This window comes from Kitasatospora sp. NPDC048407 (genome assembly GCF_043200475.1).
Lineage (GTDB): Bacteria > Actinomycetota > Actinomycetes > Streptomycetales > Streptomycetaceae > Kitasatospora.
In genome coordinates, this window is record NZ_JBICXW010000002.1 from 248395 (window position 1) to 264862 (window position 16468).

Here is a 16468-nt window from a genome sequence, read left to right on the forward strand (position 1 = left end):
TGTGCGCCTACGTTCGAACGACAGGAGTCGGAGAGTGGGAACCCCGCTGGCAGTCGCTGCGGTACAGCCCAGTTGGGCCGGGGCGGATGTCCTGGCCAACGCGGAACTGCACGCCCGGGCGATCGTGCGGGCCGAGGCCCGACTGGTCGTCTTCCCCGAACTCTCCCTCACCGGGTACGACCTCGGTGCGCCGTCACTCGCCACGGACGACAGCCGCCTCCGGCCGATCGTGGAAGCCTGCCGCGCGGCCGGCGCAGTCGCGCTGGTCGGCGCTCCGGCGCGGGACGCGGACGGCCGCGAGTACATCGCCACGCTGGCAGTGACCGGCGAGAGCGTGACCGTGGCCTACCGGAAAATGTGGCTCCACGGAGCAGAGTTCGACCGCTTCACCCCCGGCGAGAAGCCGACCGTGCTCACCCTCGACGGCTGGCGGCTCGGACTGGCCATCTGCTACGACGCGGCCGTGCCCCAACACGCCGCCGACACGGCGGCACTCGGAATCGACGCGTACGTCGCCAGCACCATCTACGGCCCGGACTCCCACAGCCGCCGCGACTCCCACATGCGTGAACGCGCCACCACCCACGCCACCTGGGTCGTCCTCGCCACAGCCGCAGGCCCCAGCGGCACCTTCGCCCACACCTCCGGCGGCTCGGGCATCTGGACACCGAACGGAGACCTCGCCACACAGGCCGGCCCCGACGCGGGCCAGACCGTGGCGTTCAGTCTCCCCGCCCTGGCCAGCCGCGCCATGGACCTGCGCGCGGAACTGATGCCCCCGCCGGTGAGCCGGCCAACGTGACGCACCACCTGGAAGGTCAGGTTCACCCCGGCGCACTCCAGGGGTCGGCGGCCCACCCGGTCGACCACGGGGACAGCCCGCAGGCCAGCGAGGCGAGGACGAACCCGGCCGCGCCCAGGCGTCGCCGGTCCCTCCAACATCGGCAACCTGCTCGCCGGAGAAGGGATCCCGGCCACGGCCGGCTTCGGCGTGCCCTACGAAGGGCTGCACGGCACCGACGAGCGAGCACACCTCGCCGCACTGCCCCAGGTGTACGCCGCCTACCGGCAGGCCGTCCTGAGCCTGCTGTCCCAGCCGTAGCCGGCCGCGTCCCAGCCGGGTCCCGGATTCTCTCCACCGCGATCCCATCGAGGCCCCAACTTCAGCTCTGGGGAGGAAGGTTGAGAATCGGTGCCGGATTGACGGCGGTGGAGAACCTGCGGACTGCCGGCTGCCCCGCACGGCACCCGCGGTGTCCTGGAGCCGCCCATCCGGGATCCGGTACCGGTACCAACGTCCTCAGCGTCTGCGACAAGAAGGAGTGGCACCTCGTGGTCAGCAGCCTCGACACCCTCACAGGCCTGCTGCCCCGTCCCGCCGACGTCCATCCCAAGGACTGGGACTCGGTATGCCGACGGCTCGGCGCGGACCTCCCCGCCGACTACAAGGCCTTCATCGACACCTACGGCGGCGGCTACGTCGACAACTACCTGTGGATCCTCGAACCCGGCTGCGCCAACGAGTACTACGACCTCTTCGAGGCCATCGAGGAACGCGCCGAAGCCAACGAGTACCTGTGGTCCAGCAGCGAGCCGAAGCCCGCCCAACTCGACCACGCCGACGCCCGGATCATCCCCTGGGCCTCCACCGACAACGGCGAGTTCCTGTACTGGCTTGCCCAGCCGGGCCAGCACCCCGACCAGTGGACCGTCATGGTCAACGAAGCCCGCGGCCCCTGGTGGGAGCACTTCGACCTCACTCTCACCCGCTTCCTCGCCCGCTCCCTCACGGGCGAGACACGCTCCGAGATCCTCTCCGACCTCTTCCCTTCCGATCCTCACGACTTCCGGCCCTCCGGCCTCTTCGGGTAAGGGGCAACTGTCTTGCCGCCGGGGCGGTTCGGCCGGGCGGGTTTCCGGTCCGCAGGCGGCAATTGACCCATGATCTCCGGGCAGGATTGACCTCTGCGGCGGGCCATTCGGAACTCTGGGCTCGTGATCACGACGAACCCCCGGGCCTCGGGCGGTTCGACTACCTGCGCCTGCTCGGCCGGGTCATGCGTGGCGAGGCCGATCCGAAGGAGATCACCGAATCCGCGGAACGTTTCGACAACCACTACGTGGACAGCCCCGTCTGGTGCGCCGCACCGGAGGCCTCCGCCTGAGCGGCCGCCGGACCGCGCCGCTTCCGGTCCTGCGGGGCGGCGGTGCTCGGCGGCCCGGAGCGGCGGCCGGGCTCAGTCGACGTCGGCGTCGCCCATGACGTGGAGGAGCCGGGACAGGACTCGGAGGCAGGCGTCGATGTCGGGGCCGGTGAGGTCGTCGGCGGCGTGGCGGAGGACTGCGCGTTCGCGGTCGAGTACCGCGGTGATGGCGGTCCGGCCCGGTTCGGTCAGCCGGATGAGGGAGGACCTCTGGTGGGCCGGGTTGGGAACGGACTCGACCAGGCCTTTCGCGGCCGCGTCGTTGACCATGCGCTGGACGAACTGCCGGCTGAGCGTCTGCGCCCGCCCCATCTGAGGGACGGTCATGGGCCCGTGGTCGCGGAGCAGGTTGAGCACGGCGCGGATTCCGGCCGACAGCCCCTCGGCGGACATGTCCTGCTCCACCGTGCGGTGGGTGCGCCGGTACAACGGCCCCACCAGGTCGAACACCTCGGTGAGTCGGTCCGTCAGCTCTTCGGGCACCGGGCCGGTGTGTGCTTCGTCCATACCGCCATGATGGCACCCCGGTTGTCATTCTCCCGCAATAGTGACACCTTGGTTGTCATGAATGATCTGTTCTGGCTGGACACCGGCACCGGCAAACCCTTGGTCCTGCTGCACGGCGGCTTCCTGGACCACCGCATGTGGAACGACCAGATCCCCGCCCTCGCCACGCACTACCGCGTCATCGCGCCCGACGCCCGCGGCCACGGCCGGTCCGCCAACGCCACCGAACCGTTCCGGCACACCGACGACCTCGCCGCGCTGCTTCGACACCTGGACACCGGCCCCGCGATCCTGGTGGGCGTCTCCATGGGAGGGAGCATCGCGGTCGACACCGCACTGGAACACCCCGAACTGGTCAGCGCCGTGGTCGTCAGCGGCGCCGGAACCAGCGAGCCGGACTTCACCGACCCGTGGACCCTCCGTACCTGGACCACCTGGCAGACGGCGATGGCCGCCGGCGACCTGAACGCCGCCGTCGACGCCTTCACGCTCTTCGCCGCCGGACCGGACCGCACCCTCGACGAACTCGCCCCCGACGTCGTCGGCCGCCTGCGCGAGATGACCCACAGCACCCTGTCCAAGCACACCGCCGGCGAACCCGACCTGCGCATCCCCATCCGCGACACCTGGAACCGCGCCACCCGCATCGACGTGCCCGTACGGGCCATCAACGGCGCCCTCGACTCGCCCGACCACATCACCATGGCCGAACGCCTCACCCGCGCCGCCCCCAACGGGCACACCGTCACGATCGACGGGACCGCCCACTACCCCAACATGGAACGCCCGGAGGCCTTCAACAAGGCACTCGAAGACCTCCTGCGCACCCTGTGACCAGAGCCCCGCACTGGCTCCAACATGCCGCGTTCTAGGAGTCGTTGCCGCCGAGGAGGACGCGGTAGACGATCCTGGCGCCGTCGGTGCTCACCTCGGTGCAGAGGGCGCGACGGTCGAGCAACCAGCCGTTCGCCTCGCACCGTTGCCGGGGCCGGAGCCGGTCGGCGGCTGCCGCGGTCGGTACGCCGGGTGGGCCCGCCAGGTAGAGCGTGCGCCAGCAGGTGGCGGCGTGGCCGTTGCCGCAGCCCTTGCCGGTGTCGAGGACGGTGTAGCCGGGCGGCGGTTCCGGCATGGCCGTCCGGGACGGGATCCCCGCCTCGTGGAAGGCCACGAGCGCCAGCAGCGGGGTCGCGGCGAGGATGAGGCCCAACTGGCCGTAGAAGGCGATGCCCACCGCGCGGGACCAGCCGGCCGGACGCCCGGTGCGCCGGCCGGCGATCCGCCGGTCCAGCCGCAGGCCGATCAGGACGGCCAGTTCGGCGAGCGGCGTGTGGAGCAGGTAGAGCTCGGCCTTGCTGCGCGGGTGCAGCAGGTCGAACGCCACCGCGAGTACCAGCGCCAGCCAGAGCGTCAACGCGGCGGCGACGGCTGCCCGGAGCGGCGTGGGACGGGCGCGCAGCAGCCAGTGGACGAGCGGCAGCAGTGCGAACAGCACCCCGACGACGGCCCACGTCACGATCCCCGTGATCCGAAACCCTCCCAGCTGCGGACGACGGCAACCCGGGAAGTCGGACGCCCGGGAAGCGGCCGCCGGTTCCGGTACGACGGGCGCCGGCCGGACAGGGAGGTCGGCGGCTGTGGCCGCGCGACCGGCTTACGGCCTGCGCCCGCGTGGTCATGCGCGTCGAAGCTCCGGTTGAACAAGTCGCCTTGTTCTTCCAGAGCTTCGGGCCGTCACCGGGTGCCCGTGCGGTCGAGCGCCGCTCTCACGTGGTCACCGGATGCCGCGGGGTCTGCGGGGTCAGCCGGTGGTGCTCCAGCTGTGGGCGACGTCGATGACGAGTCGGTTGTCGAGTTGGAAGACCTCGAACGGCAGGCGTGCCCGGACGCCGAGGCCGAACTGGGTCTCGCCCTCCATGCTGCCGGCGAAGCGGGTGTCCACGAAGGTGCGGTGGCCGGTGAGGTCGACGCCCGGGAGCGGGTCGCCCGACCGGGCCGGGTAGACCTTCTGCCAGGTGGTGGGGTCGTAGGAGCTCGCGCCGACGACGATCTCCAGGACGGCGCCGCCGTTCACCGGGATCGGTGTGCCGGAGCCGGCCTGGTAGATGGTGTTGCCGTTCGTGTAGTGCACCCGGTAGGCGAGCGGGTTCTGCGGTGAGGTGCCCGGAACATCGATCACCAGGCGGTCGAAGCACTCGTGGGTACCGGTGCGGATGTTCGTCAGCGCCTGCGGCTGGTACGGGACGGTCCGGTCCTGCCGGTCGAGACTGCCCCACACGGCCTGGCAGTCGGTGGTGGCGGTGACGGCCGAGGCCGTCGGGACCGCGGTCGCCGCCACCCCCGCGGCGAGCATCACGGCAGCCAGCGCGGTGGTCCACCGTCGCATGTCGTTCCCCCTATCTGCGCCGGCCCCAGTGGCCGGCCCGCAATAACCCACGCGCCGGCGCGCGGAAAGGTATCGGGCATACGGGAACTGATCCGTTCCGCGTGGCCGGGCGGCCGGTCCACAAGCCTGTAGGTCCACAAGCCTGTAGGTCCACGAACACCGCAGGGGAGAAAACCTGACATGTCGACACTTCCCGAGGTCGCCACGCCATCAGGCCGCCGCCGCGTCCTCGCCCTGGGAGCGGCCCTCGCTGCCGCACCCTGGAGCACCCCTCCCGCCGCGCTCACCGTCAGGAACGGCAGCACCGTCACCCTGACCCGCACCACGCGGCTGCGTCGCCTCCTCGTCGAGCCCGGCGGCACCCTCACCGCCCCGGCCGGGCAGGTGCTGACGCTCACCCTCGACGGCGTGGAGACCGGCACGGAGCTGACCGTCACGGGCGGCGACCGGGCCCGGATCGCGCCCGGCGAGTACCGCGGCGGCGTGGTGGTCGGCGTGTGCGAGCAGAACGCCGTGCCCTTCCAGGGCCTCGAGTTTCAGCTCCGGCAGGCCCTGCACGTCACCGCCGACGGGCCGGACGCGGCCAGGTCCGTGCCCGCCGCCCGGCTCGGCGGGCGGGTCGGCGGGCGGGTCGGCCGGTCCGGCGTCGACGGTCTCACCGTCCGGTCCACCGGCGAGGTGTTCCCGGCGACGTGCGCACCATCAACCTGCTGGGCCGGGGCACGACGGCCGCCTACCTCGGCTGCGAACTCTCCTCGGAGGGCTGGGGCGTGCTCTCCAGCGACGTCGGCCAGGACTGCCGGCTGGCGGCCGTCAACAGCCGGGTGACCATCACTGGCCGGTCCGGCTACGGCGCCTACGCCATCGGGGACGCCGCCGAACGCTTTCTTGGCTGCGAGTTCGACGTCGCCGACCACGCCGCCGTCGTCCGCGGCGGCACCGTGCACTTCGGCGACAGCCACCGGGCCGCCGTGCGCGAGCTGAACGACGTCTGGGAACTCGGCCTGACCGAACGCGAGTTGACGACCCTGATCCCGTAGTCGGGGACGGTCCGGTCGCGGCGCTTCGGCGTGATGTGGCACGGCCCGGGCGCGGCACGGACCGACGGCGGCACCGTGTTCCGCACCGGGGAGGCCGTGTTCCTGAACAAGGGCCAGGCCGTGCGGATCGCCGTGGACGGTTTCGGACGGGCGGCAGGATCGTCGAGGAGCTGCCGATGAGCTTGCCGGCGTTGCCCTTCAAGGTGCACCGGTAGTCGTCGACCCCCGTGCCCCCGAATCCTGCGGTGGCGCTGCTGGAGAGGCTCACGACGAGGGTCGTGGTGCCCGTGCAGGTGGCGCTCGTGGGCTCGGTGGCCGTGCCTGTCGTGCCTGCCGTGCCTGCCGTGCCTGCCGTGCCTGCTTCGCCCGCCGGGGCGAAGCCGGTCAGCGTTCCGGTGGCCGTCAGGGCGAGCGCGGCGGCCCAGGTCCGGGGGCGGATTTTCGATACGGGCATTATTCCTCTTTTCGGAAATTCCGTGCTGGGGTGGATTCGGCGACTGCGAAATCCGGGCCACCCGCCTCTTGTTTGCGATGTCAGGTTCCGGCTGCGGAGGATTATCGGAACGGGCCGCCGACTTCCAGCCGATGGGGCAATTCTGATGACAAATCATTCGTCCGGGCGACTTTCCCGCAATTAATTTTCCTTCGCGCCGAGCTTTCGCCTACGATCGGTCTGCCTGGAAATCTGACGTCGGGAGGGAATTTCCGTGGGTGCGGTGCTGCTGCTCGGCGCGGATTCGCTGAGCGTCGAGGACGTATCGGATTTCGCCCGCCGACCGGACGGGTGGGACATCAGGCTGGACGAAGCCGCCGAGGACCGGATGGCGGCATCCGCCCGGGTCAAGGACGAGCTGGTCGCGTCGGGCCGGCCCGTCTACGGGGTGACGACCGGCTTCGGCGACAGCTGCGGTCGGCACATCGGCCCGGCCAAAGCCGCAGACCTGCAACGCAACCTCATCGCGGGCCACTTGGCGGGGAACGGCGAACCAGCCCCGGCCGAGGTGGTCCGGGCCACCATGCTGATCCGGGCCAACAGCCTGGCCCGGGGCTACTCCGGCGTGCGAGTCGCCGTGGTGGAGCTGCTGGCCGACTGCCTGCGCGCGGACATCCTGCCGGTGATCCCACAGCGCGGCTCCGTGGGGGCCGGCGGAGACCTCGTCCCGCTCTCCTACCTCGCCGACCTGCTGACCGGCCACGGCACCGCGCTGCACCGGGGCGAGCTTCGGCCCGCCGCCGACGCACTGCGGGAAGCCGGCCTGACGCCACTCCGGCTCGCCCCCAAGGAGGGCCTGGCGCTCATCAACGGCACGTCCTTCATGGCCGGTTACGCCGTCGCCACGATCCGCGCCGCCCACGAGCTGTCCGCCGTCACGGACCTCTGCACGGCGCTCGCCGCCGAGACGCTGGAGGCGAGCACGGCGCCGTTCGAACCGTTCCTCCACCAGCACAAGCCACACCCCGGGCAGTACACCAGCGCCGCGCGGGTCCGCCGCCTGCTGCACGGCTCAAGGCTGGCCGTCCGGCACGAGGACCGGGTCGGCGCCAACCCCAGGCTCGCCGGGGACGGCTACCAACTGCTGCGCTCCGGCCTGCAGGACAGGTACTCCGTCCGCTGCGCACCCCACGTCACCGGCGTCCTGAACGACACCCTCGGCTGGGCCGCCGACTGGCTGGACACCGAGATCAACTCCACTAACGACAACCCACTGTTCGACCCCGACACCGGCGAGGTCCACCACGGCGGAAACTTCTACGGCGGCCATGTGGGCCAGGCGATGGACGCCCTCAAACTCGCCCTGGCCAGCATCGGCGACCTGCTGGACCGTCAGACCGCCCTGCTGGTCGACGAGAAGAGCAACCACGGGCTGACGGCCAACCTCATTCGGCCGGTGCTCGACGCGGACTACGAATCGGGCCTTCACCACGGCTTCAAAGCCGCACAGAGCGCCTCCTCCGCACTGGCCGCCGAGGCACTGAAAAACACCATGCCGGCCACGGCGTTCTCCCGCTCCACCGAGTCCCACAACCAGGACAAGGTCAGCATGGCCACCGTCGCGGCCCGGGACGCCTGGCACACCGTCGAACTCGTCCAGCACATCGCCGCCATCACCCTGGCCGCCCTCTGCCAGGCCGCCGACCTGCGCGGCAGCGACCGCCTCGCACCGGCCACCCAAGCGGCGTACGACCTGGTGCGCACCGTCGTCGGATTCCTCGACCGGGACAGGCGGCTCGACACCGAACTCGCCGACCTGGCCGCACTGATCGCCTCCGGCAGGATCGGCGCACTGCTCACCACCACGGACGGCCACCTGACGGACGAACTGCCCGAGCAGGCAAGGAGGTCCGGTGTCCATGGCCACGCCTGAGCCCGCGCTGTCCGCGCCGCCGCTGTCTGAGTTGTTGGTGCGCGAGACGGTCGGCGCCGTGCTCGGCACCTCCCTGCACGAGTGGCCCGCCGACCGGCCGCTCGCCGAACTTCGGGACGCGATCTACGACAGCCTCGCCCAACTCGAAGTGCTCACCTGGAAGGCGATCGACCCCGCGCCGTGCGCCCCGTACGGGCGCAGCGGCGGCCTGAACCCAGGGGAGGCGGTGGGCGTTCGCGGAGGAGTCCGCCCGCGTCCGCCGCGCGCCCGTCCACGCGTACGTGCTCGGCTACGGCCTGGCCGGCGACGCCCACCACGTCACCGCCCCGCCACCCGACGGGGGCGGGCTGCGCACCGCGATGCTCGGCGCGCTTGCGGACGCGGTGCTCACCCCCGACGCCGTCGGTTACGTCAACGGCCACGGCACCGGCACCGGCACCCCGGCGAACGACACCGCCGAACTGAGCGCGATGCGGCCCGCCAGGTGGCGGAGCATCGCCACGCCCGAGCGGACCGACGCGTTCCTCGAAGCTCTGCGTCAGCAAGCCCCTGTACCAGCACCATGAGGGAAGTCCGATGGGCCGACTCGACCGCAAGACCGTTCTGATCAGCGGCACCAGCTCCGGCATCGGCCGGGCCGCGGCGCTGGAGTTCGCCCGCGAGGGGGCCAGGGTGGTGGGCTGCGGCCGCGACCCGGAGGCGGCCGACGAGACCGCCCGCCTGGTCAAGGAGGTGGGTGGCGAAATGATCTCGCTCGCGCCCGTCGACCTGTCGGTCCGGGCCGGGGCCGAGGAGTGGGTGGAGTACGCGCTGTGCGAGTACGGCGGCTTCGACGTGCTGTGCAACAACGCCTCGTCGATGCGCAACGCGCCCTTCGACCGGCTCACCCCCAAGGACTGGCATTACACCATCCGCAACGAACTCGACCTGGTGTACCAGTGCACCTCCGCGGCCTGGCCGCACCTCACCAAGCATGGTGGCGTGGTCCTCAACATCGCCTCGATCTCGGGCTCCCGCGGCGCGCTGTTCGTTCAGCAGGGCGCGCACGGTGCGGCGAAGGGCGGCGTGCTCGCGCTGACGCGGCACCTGTGCGGAGCCGGCGGCGCGCACAACATCCGGGTCAACTCGATCAGCCCGGGTCTGATCCGCACCCCGGCCACCGCACCGCACATCGACGACCCGGACAGCGGTGTCCCCGCCCTGCTGCGGACCATCCCGGCGGGCCGGCCGGGCCGCCCCGAGGAGGTCGCCAAGCTCGCGGTGTTCCTGGCCTCCGACGACGCCGCGTACATCAACGGCGCGGACTTCGTGATCGACGGCGGCATCAGCGCGATGGCCGGCTGAGCTCCGCCGCCACCTGACCGACCGCCCCCGACGTCACCCGCATCGAGGCCTACCACCAGGCGTTCGGCAGCGGACTCCACGACGAACTGTGCGACCTGGTCGCCACCTGCATGTCCGACTACGACACCGGCGGCTGGACCAGCCCGCACCTGCGCAGCTGACGCCTACGGCCGGTCCGCGACCAGGGGGACGGGCTGCCAACTGCCGTCCCAGTCCTCCTGCCAGCAGCAGACCTGGTCGCCGTCGATCACGGCGGCGGCCAGCAAGCGGCCGTCGCGGCCCAGGTGAAGAGCGGGCAGCGAGGCCGCCGAGCCGCCCAGCAGTTCGGCGTGCGCGCCGGTGTCGACGGCCAGGCCGTCCGGCGTCGCTTGAGCCCCGCCCCGGCCGCCCCGCAGGGTGACCAGCAGCGACTCGGTGCCCGGCGCGGGCGCGCCGTCCGGCTCCCACACGCCCGAGAAGTGCCGGGTGAGCGGGTGTACCAGTCCGGACGCGTCGAGGAGCCGGGCGGTCAGCTCGCCCCAGTGGTTGACCGCAAGAGCGGCCTGCCGGGCGCCCGCCGCGAGCATGGTCGCCGGAACCGGAACCGGAACCGGAACCGGAGCCGGAGCCGGAGCCGGAGCCGGAACGGGACCGGGACTGGGACTTGGACTGGGACCGGGACCGGCGCCGGGGGCGAGCGGCCACGTCCAGTGGGTGACCCGGCCCTCCTCCGCGACCACGACCGCCGGGGTGCCGTCGGCGTCCCAGGCCGCGGTGAGCACCCGGGCCGGCCACACGTCGGGGACGGTCTGCTCCTCGCGGCCGCCGTCCGGGCGCAGGCGCAGCAGGCACAGGCCGGTCGCCTGGGCGGTCCAGATCAGCGCCTCGCCGAACGGCGAGACCAGCGTGGCGAGCCCCCGCGCGCCGTACCGGACCTGCTCCCAGCCGTCCGCCTCGGTGCCCAGCCAGAGCATCTCGTAACGGTCGAGGGCGGCGGTGACCAGCCGCCCGGCGCCGTCGCGGACGACGGCCACCGCGCGCACGCCCTGCGGCCCGCCGCCCGTCAGGCGCGACGGTTCGGCGGAGGTGGACCAGCGCCGCAGGCCCTGCGGGCCGCCGGTGACGACGACCGGCCGGTCCCGGGCGTCGGCGGTCAGCGACAGGCAGCCGTGCCGCGGCGCTGGGCCGGCGGCGACCAGTTCGCGCAGCCGCTCGGCCCACGGGGTCAGTGGGGACGGGCGGCCCGCCGGGTCCGGGTCCAGCGCCCGCAGCAGCCAGTCGACGGCCGCGGTGGAGTACCCGGCCTCCTCCAGTTCCTCGCCGGTCAGCGCCGCGACCCGCGCCGTGTCGCGGATCCGGGCGTCCGGCACCAGCAGGATGCGGGCCAGCGCACCCACCGAGAACGCGTCCTTCGCCGTGCTGGGTGGAGCACCCAGGCGCTCCTCCTCGGCCGCCCCGAAGCCCGGCGTGCCCACCCTGGTTCGCAGCGGCCGGTCCAGCCGTGCCAGGAACGTCAGGTCGATCAGGTGGGGCCGCCCGGCGGCGTCCACCAGCACGTTGGCGTGCGAGATGTCCCGGTGCGCCCAGCCCAGGTCGTGCAGCTCGTCGACGATCCGGCAGAGCCGCACCAGCACGTCCAGCCGTTCGGCCGGGGCCGCGGCGGATTCCTGTGCCCAGACCTGGAGTTGCGGGCCGTCGACCCAGCGCGACACCAGGTACGGCACCTGCCCGCCGCCGGGCGCGCCGGGCGGGTGCGGGGCGGCGCCGACGAAGCACAGCGGCACCACCAGGCCGGGCACGGACAGCTGGTTGGCCCGGACCGCGCTGTCCTCCCAGCGCGCCCGCCACCGTTCGATCTCTTCCTCGCTCGCGCGCGGCCCGTGCGGCCGGAGGATCTTGACGGCGCACAGGTCGCGAGCGCCGTCCCGGTCGGTGCGCTCGGCCCGCCAGACCTCGCCCTCGCCGCCGGCCTTGACCCTTTGCAGCAGGCGGTACTCGTCCGGCCGGTGCGCCGGGCCGAGCGTCAGACCGGCCTCGAAGCTCACTCCTCACCCCGGTAGCGGAAGGCGAACGAGGCGGGTGGCGGGCCGAGGTCGGTGGCGTCGGGATCGGCGACGGGTGCGGGCGGTACGGGCGGTACGGGCTGTGCGATCGGACGCGGGGGAGCGGCCGGCGGCGGGGGCATCTCCCGGACATCGGCCAGGGCGGCCGCCAGCCGCTCCAGCAGGCCGGCCAGCTCCTCGATCCTGGCGGCGCGCCAGGCCGCGTCCTCGGCCCGGCCGCCCTGCGCGGCGGCCTCGTCCAGGAAACGGTGCAGCGCGTCCAGCGGCTCGCCGAGCCCGGGCGGGACGGCCGCGGGCCGGGCGGGCCGGAAGGCGGCGGTGAGGTCGCGGACGAACGAGCGCCGGCCGTCCTCGGAGTCGCCGCCGACCACCGAACGCGTCACCGCGCGCTTGACGTTGCGGGCGTCCAGCAGCGGTCGGCCGAACACCCGCTCGGACTCCGCGACGACCCGGGCCGCGGCAGCCGACAGCCGCTCAGCCTGCCCGGCCGTGCCCGGCCCCCGCCCCGCGGGCAGCGTCGGCTCCTCGGCGAGCGCCCGCAGCGCGGCCACCGCCAGCGGGTGCAGCGGACGGCCGCCGCCGCCCGCACCGCCCGCACCGCCCGCACCACCCGCGCCGCCGCCGGGGCGCAGCGGGACCCGGCGGGAGGTGCCGGAGCCGAGACCGGAGAAGTACTCCGCGAGCACCTCGAAGCCGCCGATCGCGGCGCTGTCCCCGCCGCCGACCCGGACCAGCTGGCCGAGCAGTTCGTGGTTGGGTTCCAGCGCCGTCCCGCCCCGGTTCCCGTCCCGCAGCCACCGCTGGTACATGTCGGACGTGCTGATGCCGATGGCGTGCAGGCGCACGCCCATGTCGCGGTGGAGGTGCTCCATCAGGCTGACGGGTTCCTCGGCGGCGTGGACGACCTCGCCCAGGCCCTGGTCGCCCTTGGGCGCCCAGTGCGCGCCGTCGCTGACCAGCACCACCAGCTTCTCGTTGCCCGGTTTGCCGTGGTGGTACAGCAGGTTGGCGGCGTCGTGCAGGGCGTTGCCGATGTTCGTCCCGGCGTTGAGCGGGCGCAGCAGCGTCACCGCCTGCCGGAACTCCTCGACGGTCTCCCCGGCGGACCCGGCGTCCAGCTCGGCCATGCCGCCGCCGCGCGGGAACACCTGCTGCGTGGTGTGGGTGAACTGCACCAGGGCCAGCCGGGAGACCCGTCCGCTCAGCTGCAACCGCATCGCCAGCAGGTACTGGAGGGCTTCGCGCAGCGCCTCCATCCGCTGCCGCCGCCGCGGACTGCCCGGGCGGCGCAGCGCCGAGAGGAAACCGCCGCCCTCGTCCAGGACGCCGGGGATGTCGTCGACGCTCATCGAGCCGCTGCAGTCGGCCAGCACCACGATGTCCACGCCGTTGCGGGCCCCGGACGCGAACAGCTCGACCTCGGTCTGCGCGGTGATCTCGCCCAGCACCCCGCGCCGGCCGCCCGCGTCGGCGAGCTGCACGCGGTACGGCAGGCCCCCGATGTCCAGCCACAGCTCGCGGTCGGGCTCGGCGGGCAGCCACAGCAGCCGGCCGGGCAGTCCGGCGCCGGCCAGGTCGTGCACGGCCGTGTCGAGCGGCGACTCGGTCGGCATCTCCAACCGGACGCGGCGCAGCGGCACCACCGGCGGCCGGTCGATCCGCCAGCGCTGCTCCGCCGACGACGCCTCCACGCCGAGCGCGGCGGCCCGGTCCTCGCCGAGCGCGACCACCCCCGCGGGGACCTCCGCCACCGGGACCAGCCGCAGTTCCGCCTCGACGGGCCCGCCGGCGCCGTCCAGCACCAGCAGCGCGGGCAGCCCGGCGGCCGGGGCGCCGGCCGGCGGTTCGGCGCGGGCGATCCCGGCCCGCTGCCCGGCGACCGGCCCGCCCTCGGGCACCGGGTACAGCCGGTGAGTGGCCGCGCTCGGCAGCGACTCGCTCATCGAGGCCCCCTCCGTTTGCCGTCCGCCAGCCGGATGTCCACGCCCAGCTGCTCCGAGTAGGACCTGATCCGGGAGCCCTGCGGGCCGATGAACCGGCCCTGGAGCTCCTGCGGCAGGTACACCCAGAGCAGCGCCGGCCGGCCACCGCCGGGCCCGCCGGTGCGGGCCGCCTTGAACTCCTGCAGCCGCAGCCCGGCGGCGATCTCCGCACCCCAGCGCGGATCCTGCTGCCTCAGCAACTGCTGCAGCGCGCGCAGGAGTTGCTCGCCCTCGACGGCGCGACCGGCCAGCGTGCCCAGTTCGCGGTCCCAGTCGGCCGCCGCCCGGTCGAAGGCCGGCCCGACACCGCCCCGGACCCGGTCCAGCGCGGCGCGGATCGCCCGGTAGTCGGCGGCGAGCTCGCGGTGGCCGCAGTTGCGCAGGTTGTGAGCGAACGCCTGGAGCGAGGGCACCCGCACGCCCGGCTTGCGGACCGCCCCCGCGCAGATCTGGTACAGCAGCCGGTCGGCGGGCAGGCCCGCCACAGTGCTGTGGGCCCGGCACAGCCCCAGCCCGACCCGTTCGGCGCCGAACACCTGCCAGCGGCGGGCGTGCCGGGTGCAGGCCTGCCGGTCGCACGGCCGGCCGGCCTGGTCGAGCCAGTCGCAGGAGACCGTGCCGACCGACGCGCAGCCGCGCTCCTCGCACACCGGGAAGGCCCGCCGGTAGCAGCCCGGGCAGTAGTCGGTGTCCGGATCCTGCGGATGGCTGGTCCGGTGCCGGGCACACCAGGCCCGGCGGGTACGGCAGTCGGCGCCCGCGCACCAGAAGACCGCGTCGGCGGCGCACTCCTGACAACGCGGACGGTGCTCCGGACAGCTCGGGGTGAGCGCGCCGCTCAGCAGCACCGCGTGGTCGACGCACACCAGGTCCGGCAGCCCGGCGTCCGAGCAGCCCCGGCAGCGGAACACGCCGTAACCGGCCCGGCCCGCCCGGTCGCAGGCGGCACAGCGGTGCACCAGCCTGGCCGGTTCGCGCACCGCCACCAGATCGACCCGGGTGTCCGGCGCGAGGACGGGGACGCCGGGGACGACCCGGAGGATCTCCAGCCGGATGGTGCCCTGCTCGGCGTCCCACGAGTGCACGGCGCCGCCGCGTACCGGACGGCCGTACAGGGTGGGCTCCAACTGCGCCCACAGGGCGGCCAGTTCGTCCTGTCCGCCGATCGGCGTGGACCAGTCGCGCAGGTCGAGCACCGCCTCGACCTGACCGGTGGGACGGTCGGTCATGAGCCGTCCTTCCGCCGGGGGTTCGGGTTCTGCGGGCGCCGGACCTGGCCCTGGCCCTGCCGCCGCTGGCCCTGTGGCCGACGGCCGCCCGGCTGGGAGGGAGACCTGGGACGGCCGGACTGCTCCCTGGCGCGGGGTGCCGGCGCGACGCCCTCGGCGAGAGTGCGGCGCCAGTCGCTCAGCAGCAACTCCAATACGCCGGGGGAGTCCTGGGCCAGCCGGGCCGCCAACTCGCCTCCGGGGCGCGGATCGCGGAGCAGCTGTTCGGCGTGCTGGGCCAGCGGCCCGCTGCCGCGGCCCTCCCGGGCGGTGCGCAGCAGCAGGTCCCCGGTGCGCAGGCCGGGCAGCCCGAACGACGGCAGCTCGACGGGGGCGAGCAGCGGCAGCAGCTCCTCGGCGGTCGCGTCGAGCAGGCCGAACTCCGGCACCAGATCGGTCAGCAGCCGCCGGGCCACGTCGCGGGCGGGCCTGGTCCGCTGCGCCCGGCCGAAGTCCGTCGACTCGGGGGCGAACCGGGCGCGCAGCCCGTGCACGACCGCCCGGGCCCGGTTGGCCTCGATCACGCTCTGCGGGATGTTCCGTTCGCGCTCGCCGGCCCGGACCGTCCGCCGGGCCTTGAGCGCCAGCGCCGCGAACAGCAGCGCCTGGGCGCGCAGATCGGCCAGCGACACCTGGGCGTCCACACAGCGGACCAGCGCCTCGGCCGGTGCGCCGGACGCCGCGGGCAGCGGGGCGACATCCATCCGCAGCAGGTCCGCGATGCCGTGGCGGCGGCGGAGTTCGGCGCGGACGTGGTGCAGGTGGCGCGGGTCGGCGGAGGCCAGGTAGCGGGCGGCGAGGTGTTCGCGGGAGTCGGCGAGCCGCCGCGAGCCGACCGGATCGGCCGGGCCGCCGATCCGGGCCCGTCCGGTCAGCGCGATCAGCGTCGGGCTGTGCCGGCGCAGCAGGTTGCAGAGCACCTCCTGCTCGGCGTCGTCCAGCACCGCCAGGCCGTGGAGGTCGCCGCCGAGGGCCGGCAGCGGGCCCGCCGGGGCGAGGCGCACGCCGGGGGCGTGCAGGGCTCCGCCGAGGGCGCGCGCGGTGTCGGCCAGCGCGGACAGGACGGCCCCGAGGTACCCGTACGCCACCTCGCGGGCGCCGGGCGTCCCCAGCCAGACCCCCGGCAGGGCGACGCCGAACAGGCCGTCGGCGCGTCCGTCGGCGCGTTCGTCGGTGCGGAGTTCGGCGGCGGGCAGCGAGGGCGGAGGTCCGGGCAGCCGCACGGAACGCAGCAGCGTTGCGGTGTCCGGGCCGGTCACGGCTACCCCCTTGGTGAGGGACTGCCGTGCGGGCCCCACCCGGGTCAGGCTCACCAGCATGTCTTCAGGTTAT

Annotated in this window: 15 protein-coding genes and 1 pseudogene; 9 read left to right on the top strand and 7 right to left on the bottom strand. The window is 73.7% G+C overall.

The window, feature by feature from the left end; genetic code table 11:
• Nucleotides 1-34 precede the first annotated feature (34 nt).
• The 3 genes and pseudogenes from ACGFWJ_RS06445 to ACGFWJ_RS06455 all read left to right on the top strand — a co-directional run.
• A complete protein-coding gene (locus ACGFWJ_RS06445) occupies nucleotides 35-802 on the top strand; it encodes a carbon-nitrogen hydrolase family protein (RefSeq protein WP_392945864.1) in 768 nt (255 codons plus the stop codon).
• 530 nt (nucleotides 803-1332) lie between these two features.
• Nucleotides 1333-1872, top strand: a complete 540-nt coding sequence (locus tag ACGFWJ_RS06450) for an SMI1/KNR4 family protein (protein ID WP_392945866.1) — start codon at nucleotides 1333-1335, stop codon at nucleotides 1870-1872.
• Nucleotides 1873-2012: 140 nt separating this feature from the next.
• Nucleotides 2013-2165, top strand: a pseudogene (locus tag ACGFWJ_RS06455) (cupin domain-containing protein); the annotation flags it as partial.
• A gap of 72 nt (nucleotides 2166-2237) precedes the next feature.
• Here ACGFWJ_RS06455 and ACGFWJ_RS06460 read toward each other — a convergent pair.
• Entirely contained in the window at nucleotides 2238-2711 is a 474-nt protein-coding gene (locus ACGFWJ_RS06460; protein WP_392945868.1) for a MarR family winged helix-turn-helix transcriptional regulator, read from the bottom strand.
• A 57-nt stretch (nucleotides 2712-2768) separates the two neighbouring features.
• Here ACGFWJ_RS06460 and ACGFWJ_RS06465 point away from each other — a divergent pair, with 57 nt between their 5' ends.
• Nucleotides 2769-3545: an alpha/beta fold hydrolase gene (locus ACGFWJ_RS06465; protein WP_392945870.1), complete on the top strand. Its 777-nt coding sequence runs from the start codon at nucleotides 2769-2771 to the stop codon at nucleotides 3543-3545.
• Nucleotides 3546-3579: 34 nt separating this feature from the next.
• Here the strand turns inward: ACGFWJ_RS06465 and ACGFWJ_RS06470 are convergent, their stop codons facing one another.
• The gene (locus ACGFWJ_RS06470) at nucleotides 3580-4224 is read right to left on the bottom strand and encodes a hypothetical protein (RefSeq protein ID WP_392945872.1); all 645 of its coding nucleotides are present in this window, start codon (nucleotides 4222-4224) and stop codon (nucleotides 3580-3582) included.
• A 285-nt stretch (nucleotides 4225-4509) separates the two neighbouring features.
• Nucleotides 4510-5094 carry a hypothetical protein gene (locus tag ACGFWJ_RS06475; RefSeq protein ID WP_392945874.1) on the bottom strand — a complete coding sequence of 195 codons (585 nt, stop codon included), beginning with the start codon at nucleotides 5092-5094 and terminating at the stop codon, nucleotides 4510-4512.
• A gap of 180 nt (nucleotides 5095-5274) precedes the next feature.
• On the opposite strand from ACGFWJ_RS06475, the gene ACGFWJ_RS06480 reads away from it, so the two are divergent.
• The 5 genes from ACGFWJ_RS06480 to ACGFWJ_RS06500 all read left to right on the top strand — a co-directional run bounded on the left by ACGFWJ_RS06480 (nucleotide 5275) and on the right by ACGFWJ_RS06500 (nucleotide 9844).
• Nucleotides 5275-5922 carry a hypothetical protein gene (locus tag ACGFWJ_RS06480; protein ID WP_392945876.1) on the top strand — a complete coding sequence of 216 codons (648 nt, stop codon included), beginning with the start codon at nucleotides 5275-5277 and terminating at the stop codon, nucleotides 5920-5922.
• Entirely contained in the window at nucleotides 5865-6134 is a 270-nt protein-coding gene (locus ACGFWJ_RS06485; RefSeq protein WP_392945878.1) for a hypothetical protein, read from the top strand. The genes ACGFWJ_RS06480 and ACGFWJ_RS06485 overlap by 58 nt, the downstream gene beginning before the upstream one ends.
• 707 nt (nucleotides 6135-6841) lie before the next feature.
• The gene (gene hutH, locus ACGFWJ_RS06490) at nucleotides 6842-8500 is read left to right on the top strand and encodes a histidine ammonia-lyase (RefSeq protein ID WP_392945880.1); all 1659 of its coding nucleotides are present in this window, start codon (nucleotides 6842-6844) and stop codon (nucleotides 8498-8500) included.
• Nucleotides 8501-8781: 281 nt separating this feature from the next.
• The gene (locus ACGFWJ_RS06495; RefSeq protein ID WP_392945882.1) at nucleotides 8782-9066 is read left to right on the top strand and encodes a hypothetical protein; all 285 of its coding nucleotides are present in this window, start codon (nucleotides 8782-8784) and stop codon (nucleotides 9064-9066) included.
• A 10-nt stretch (nucleotides 9067-9076) separates the two neighbouring features.
• On the top strand, nucleotides 9077-9844 hold the full coding sequence (locus ACGFWJ_RS06500) for an SDR family NAD(P)-dependent oxidoreductase (RefSeq protein ID WP_392945884.1): 768 nt from the start codon (nucleotides 9077-9079) through the stop codon (nucleotides 9842-9844).
• A 164-nt stretch (nucleotides 9845-10008) separates the two neighbouring features.
• Here the strand turns inward: ACGFWJ_RS06500 and ACGFWJ_RS06505 are convergent, their stop codons facing one another.
• From ACGFWJ_RS06505 to ACGFWJ_RS06520, 4 genes are read right to left on the bottom strand one after another with little or no spacing between them, the layout of a single operon-like run.
• Nucleotides 10009-11868, bottom strand: a complete 1860-nt coding sequence (locus ACGFWJ_RS06505) for a serine/threonine protein kinase (protein ID WP_392945886.1) — start codon at nucleotides 11866-11868, stop codon at nucleotides 10009-10011.
• The gene (locus tag ACGFWJ_RS06510) at nucleotides 11865-13829 is read right to left on the bottom strand and encodes a VWA domain-containing protein (RefSeq protein WP_392945888.1); all 1965 of its coding nucleotides are present in this window, start codon (nucleotides 13827-13829) and stop codon (nucleotides 11865-11867) included. Before ACGFWJ_RS06510 ends, ACGFWJ_RS06505 begins: the two co-directional genes overlap by 4 nt.
• A complete protein-coding gene (locus ACGFWJ_RS06515) occupies nucleotides 13826-15097 on the bottom strand; it encodes a KH domain-containing protein (RefSeq protein WP_392945890.1) in 1272 nt (423 codons plus the stop codon). Before ACGFWJ_RS06515 ends, ACGFWJ_RS06510 begins: the two co-directional genes overlap by 4 nt.
• Nucleotides 15094-16455, bottom strand: a complete 1362-nt coding sequence (locus tag ACGFWJ_RS06520) for a hypothetical protein (protein ID WP_392945892.1) — start codon at nucleotides 16453-16455, stop codon at nucleotides 15094-15096. The genes ACGFWJ_RS06515 and ACGFWJ_RS06520 overlap by 4 nt, the downstream gene beginning before the upstream one ends.
• Nucleotides 16456-16468 lie beyond the last annotated feature (13 nt).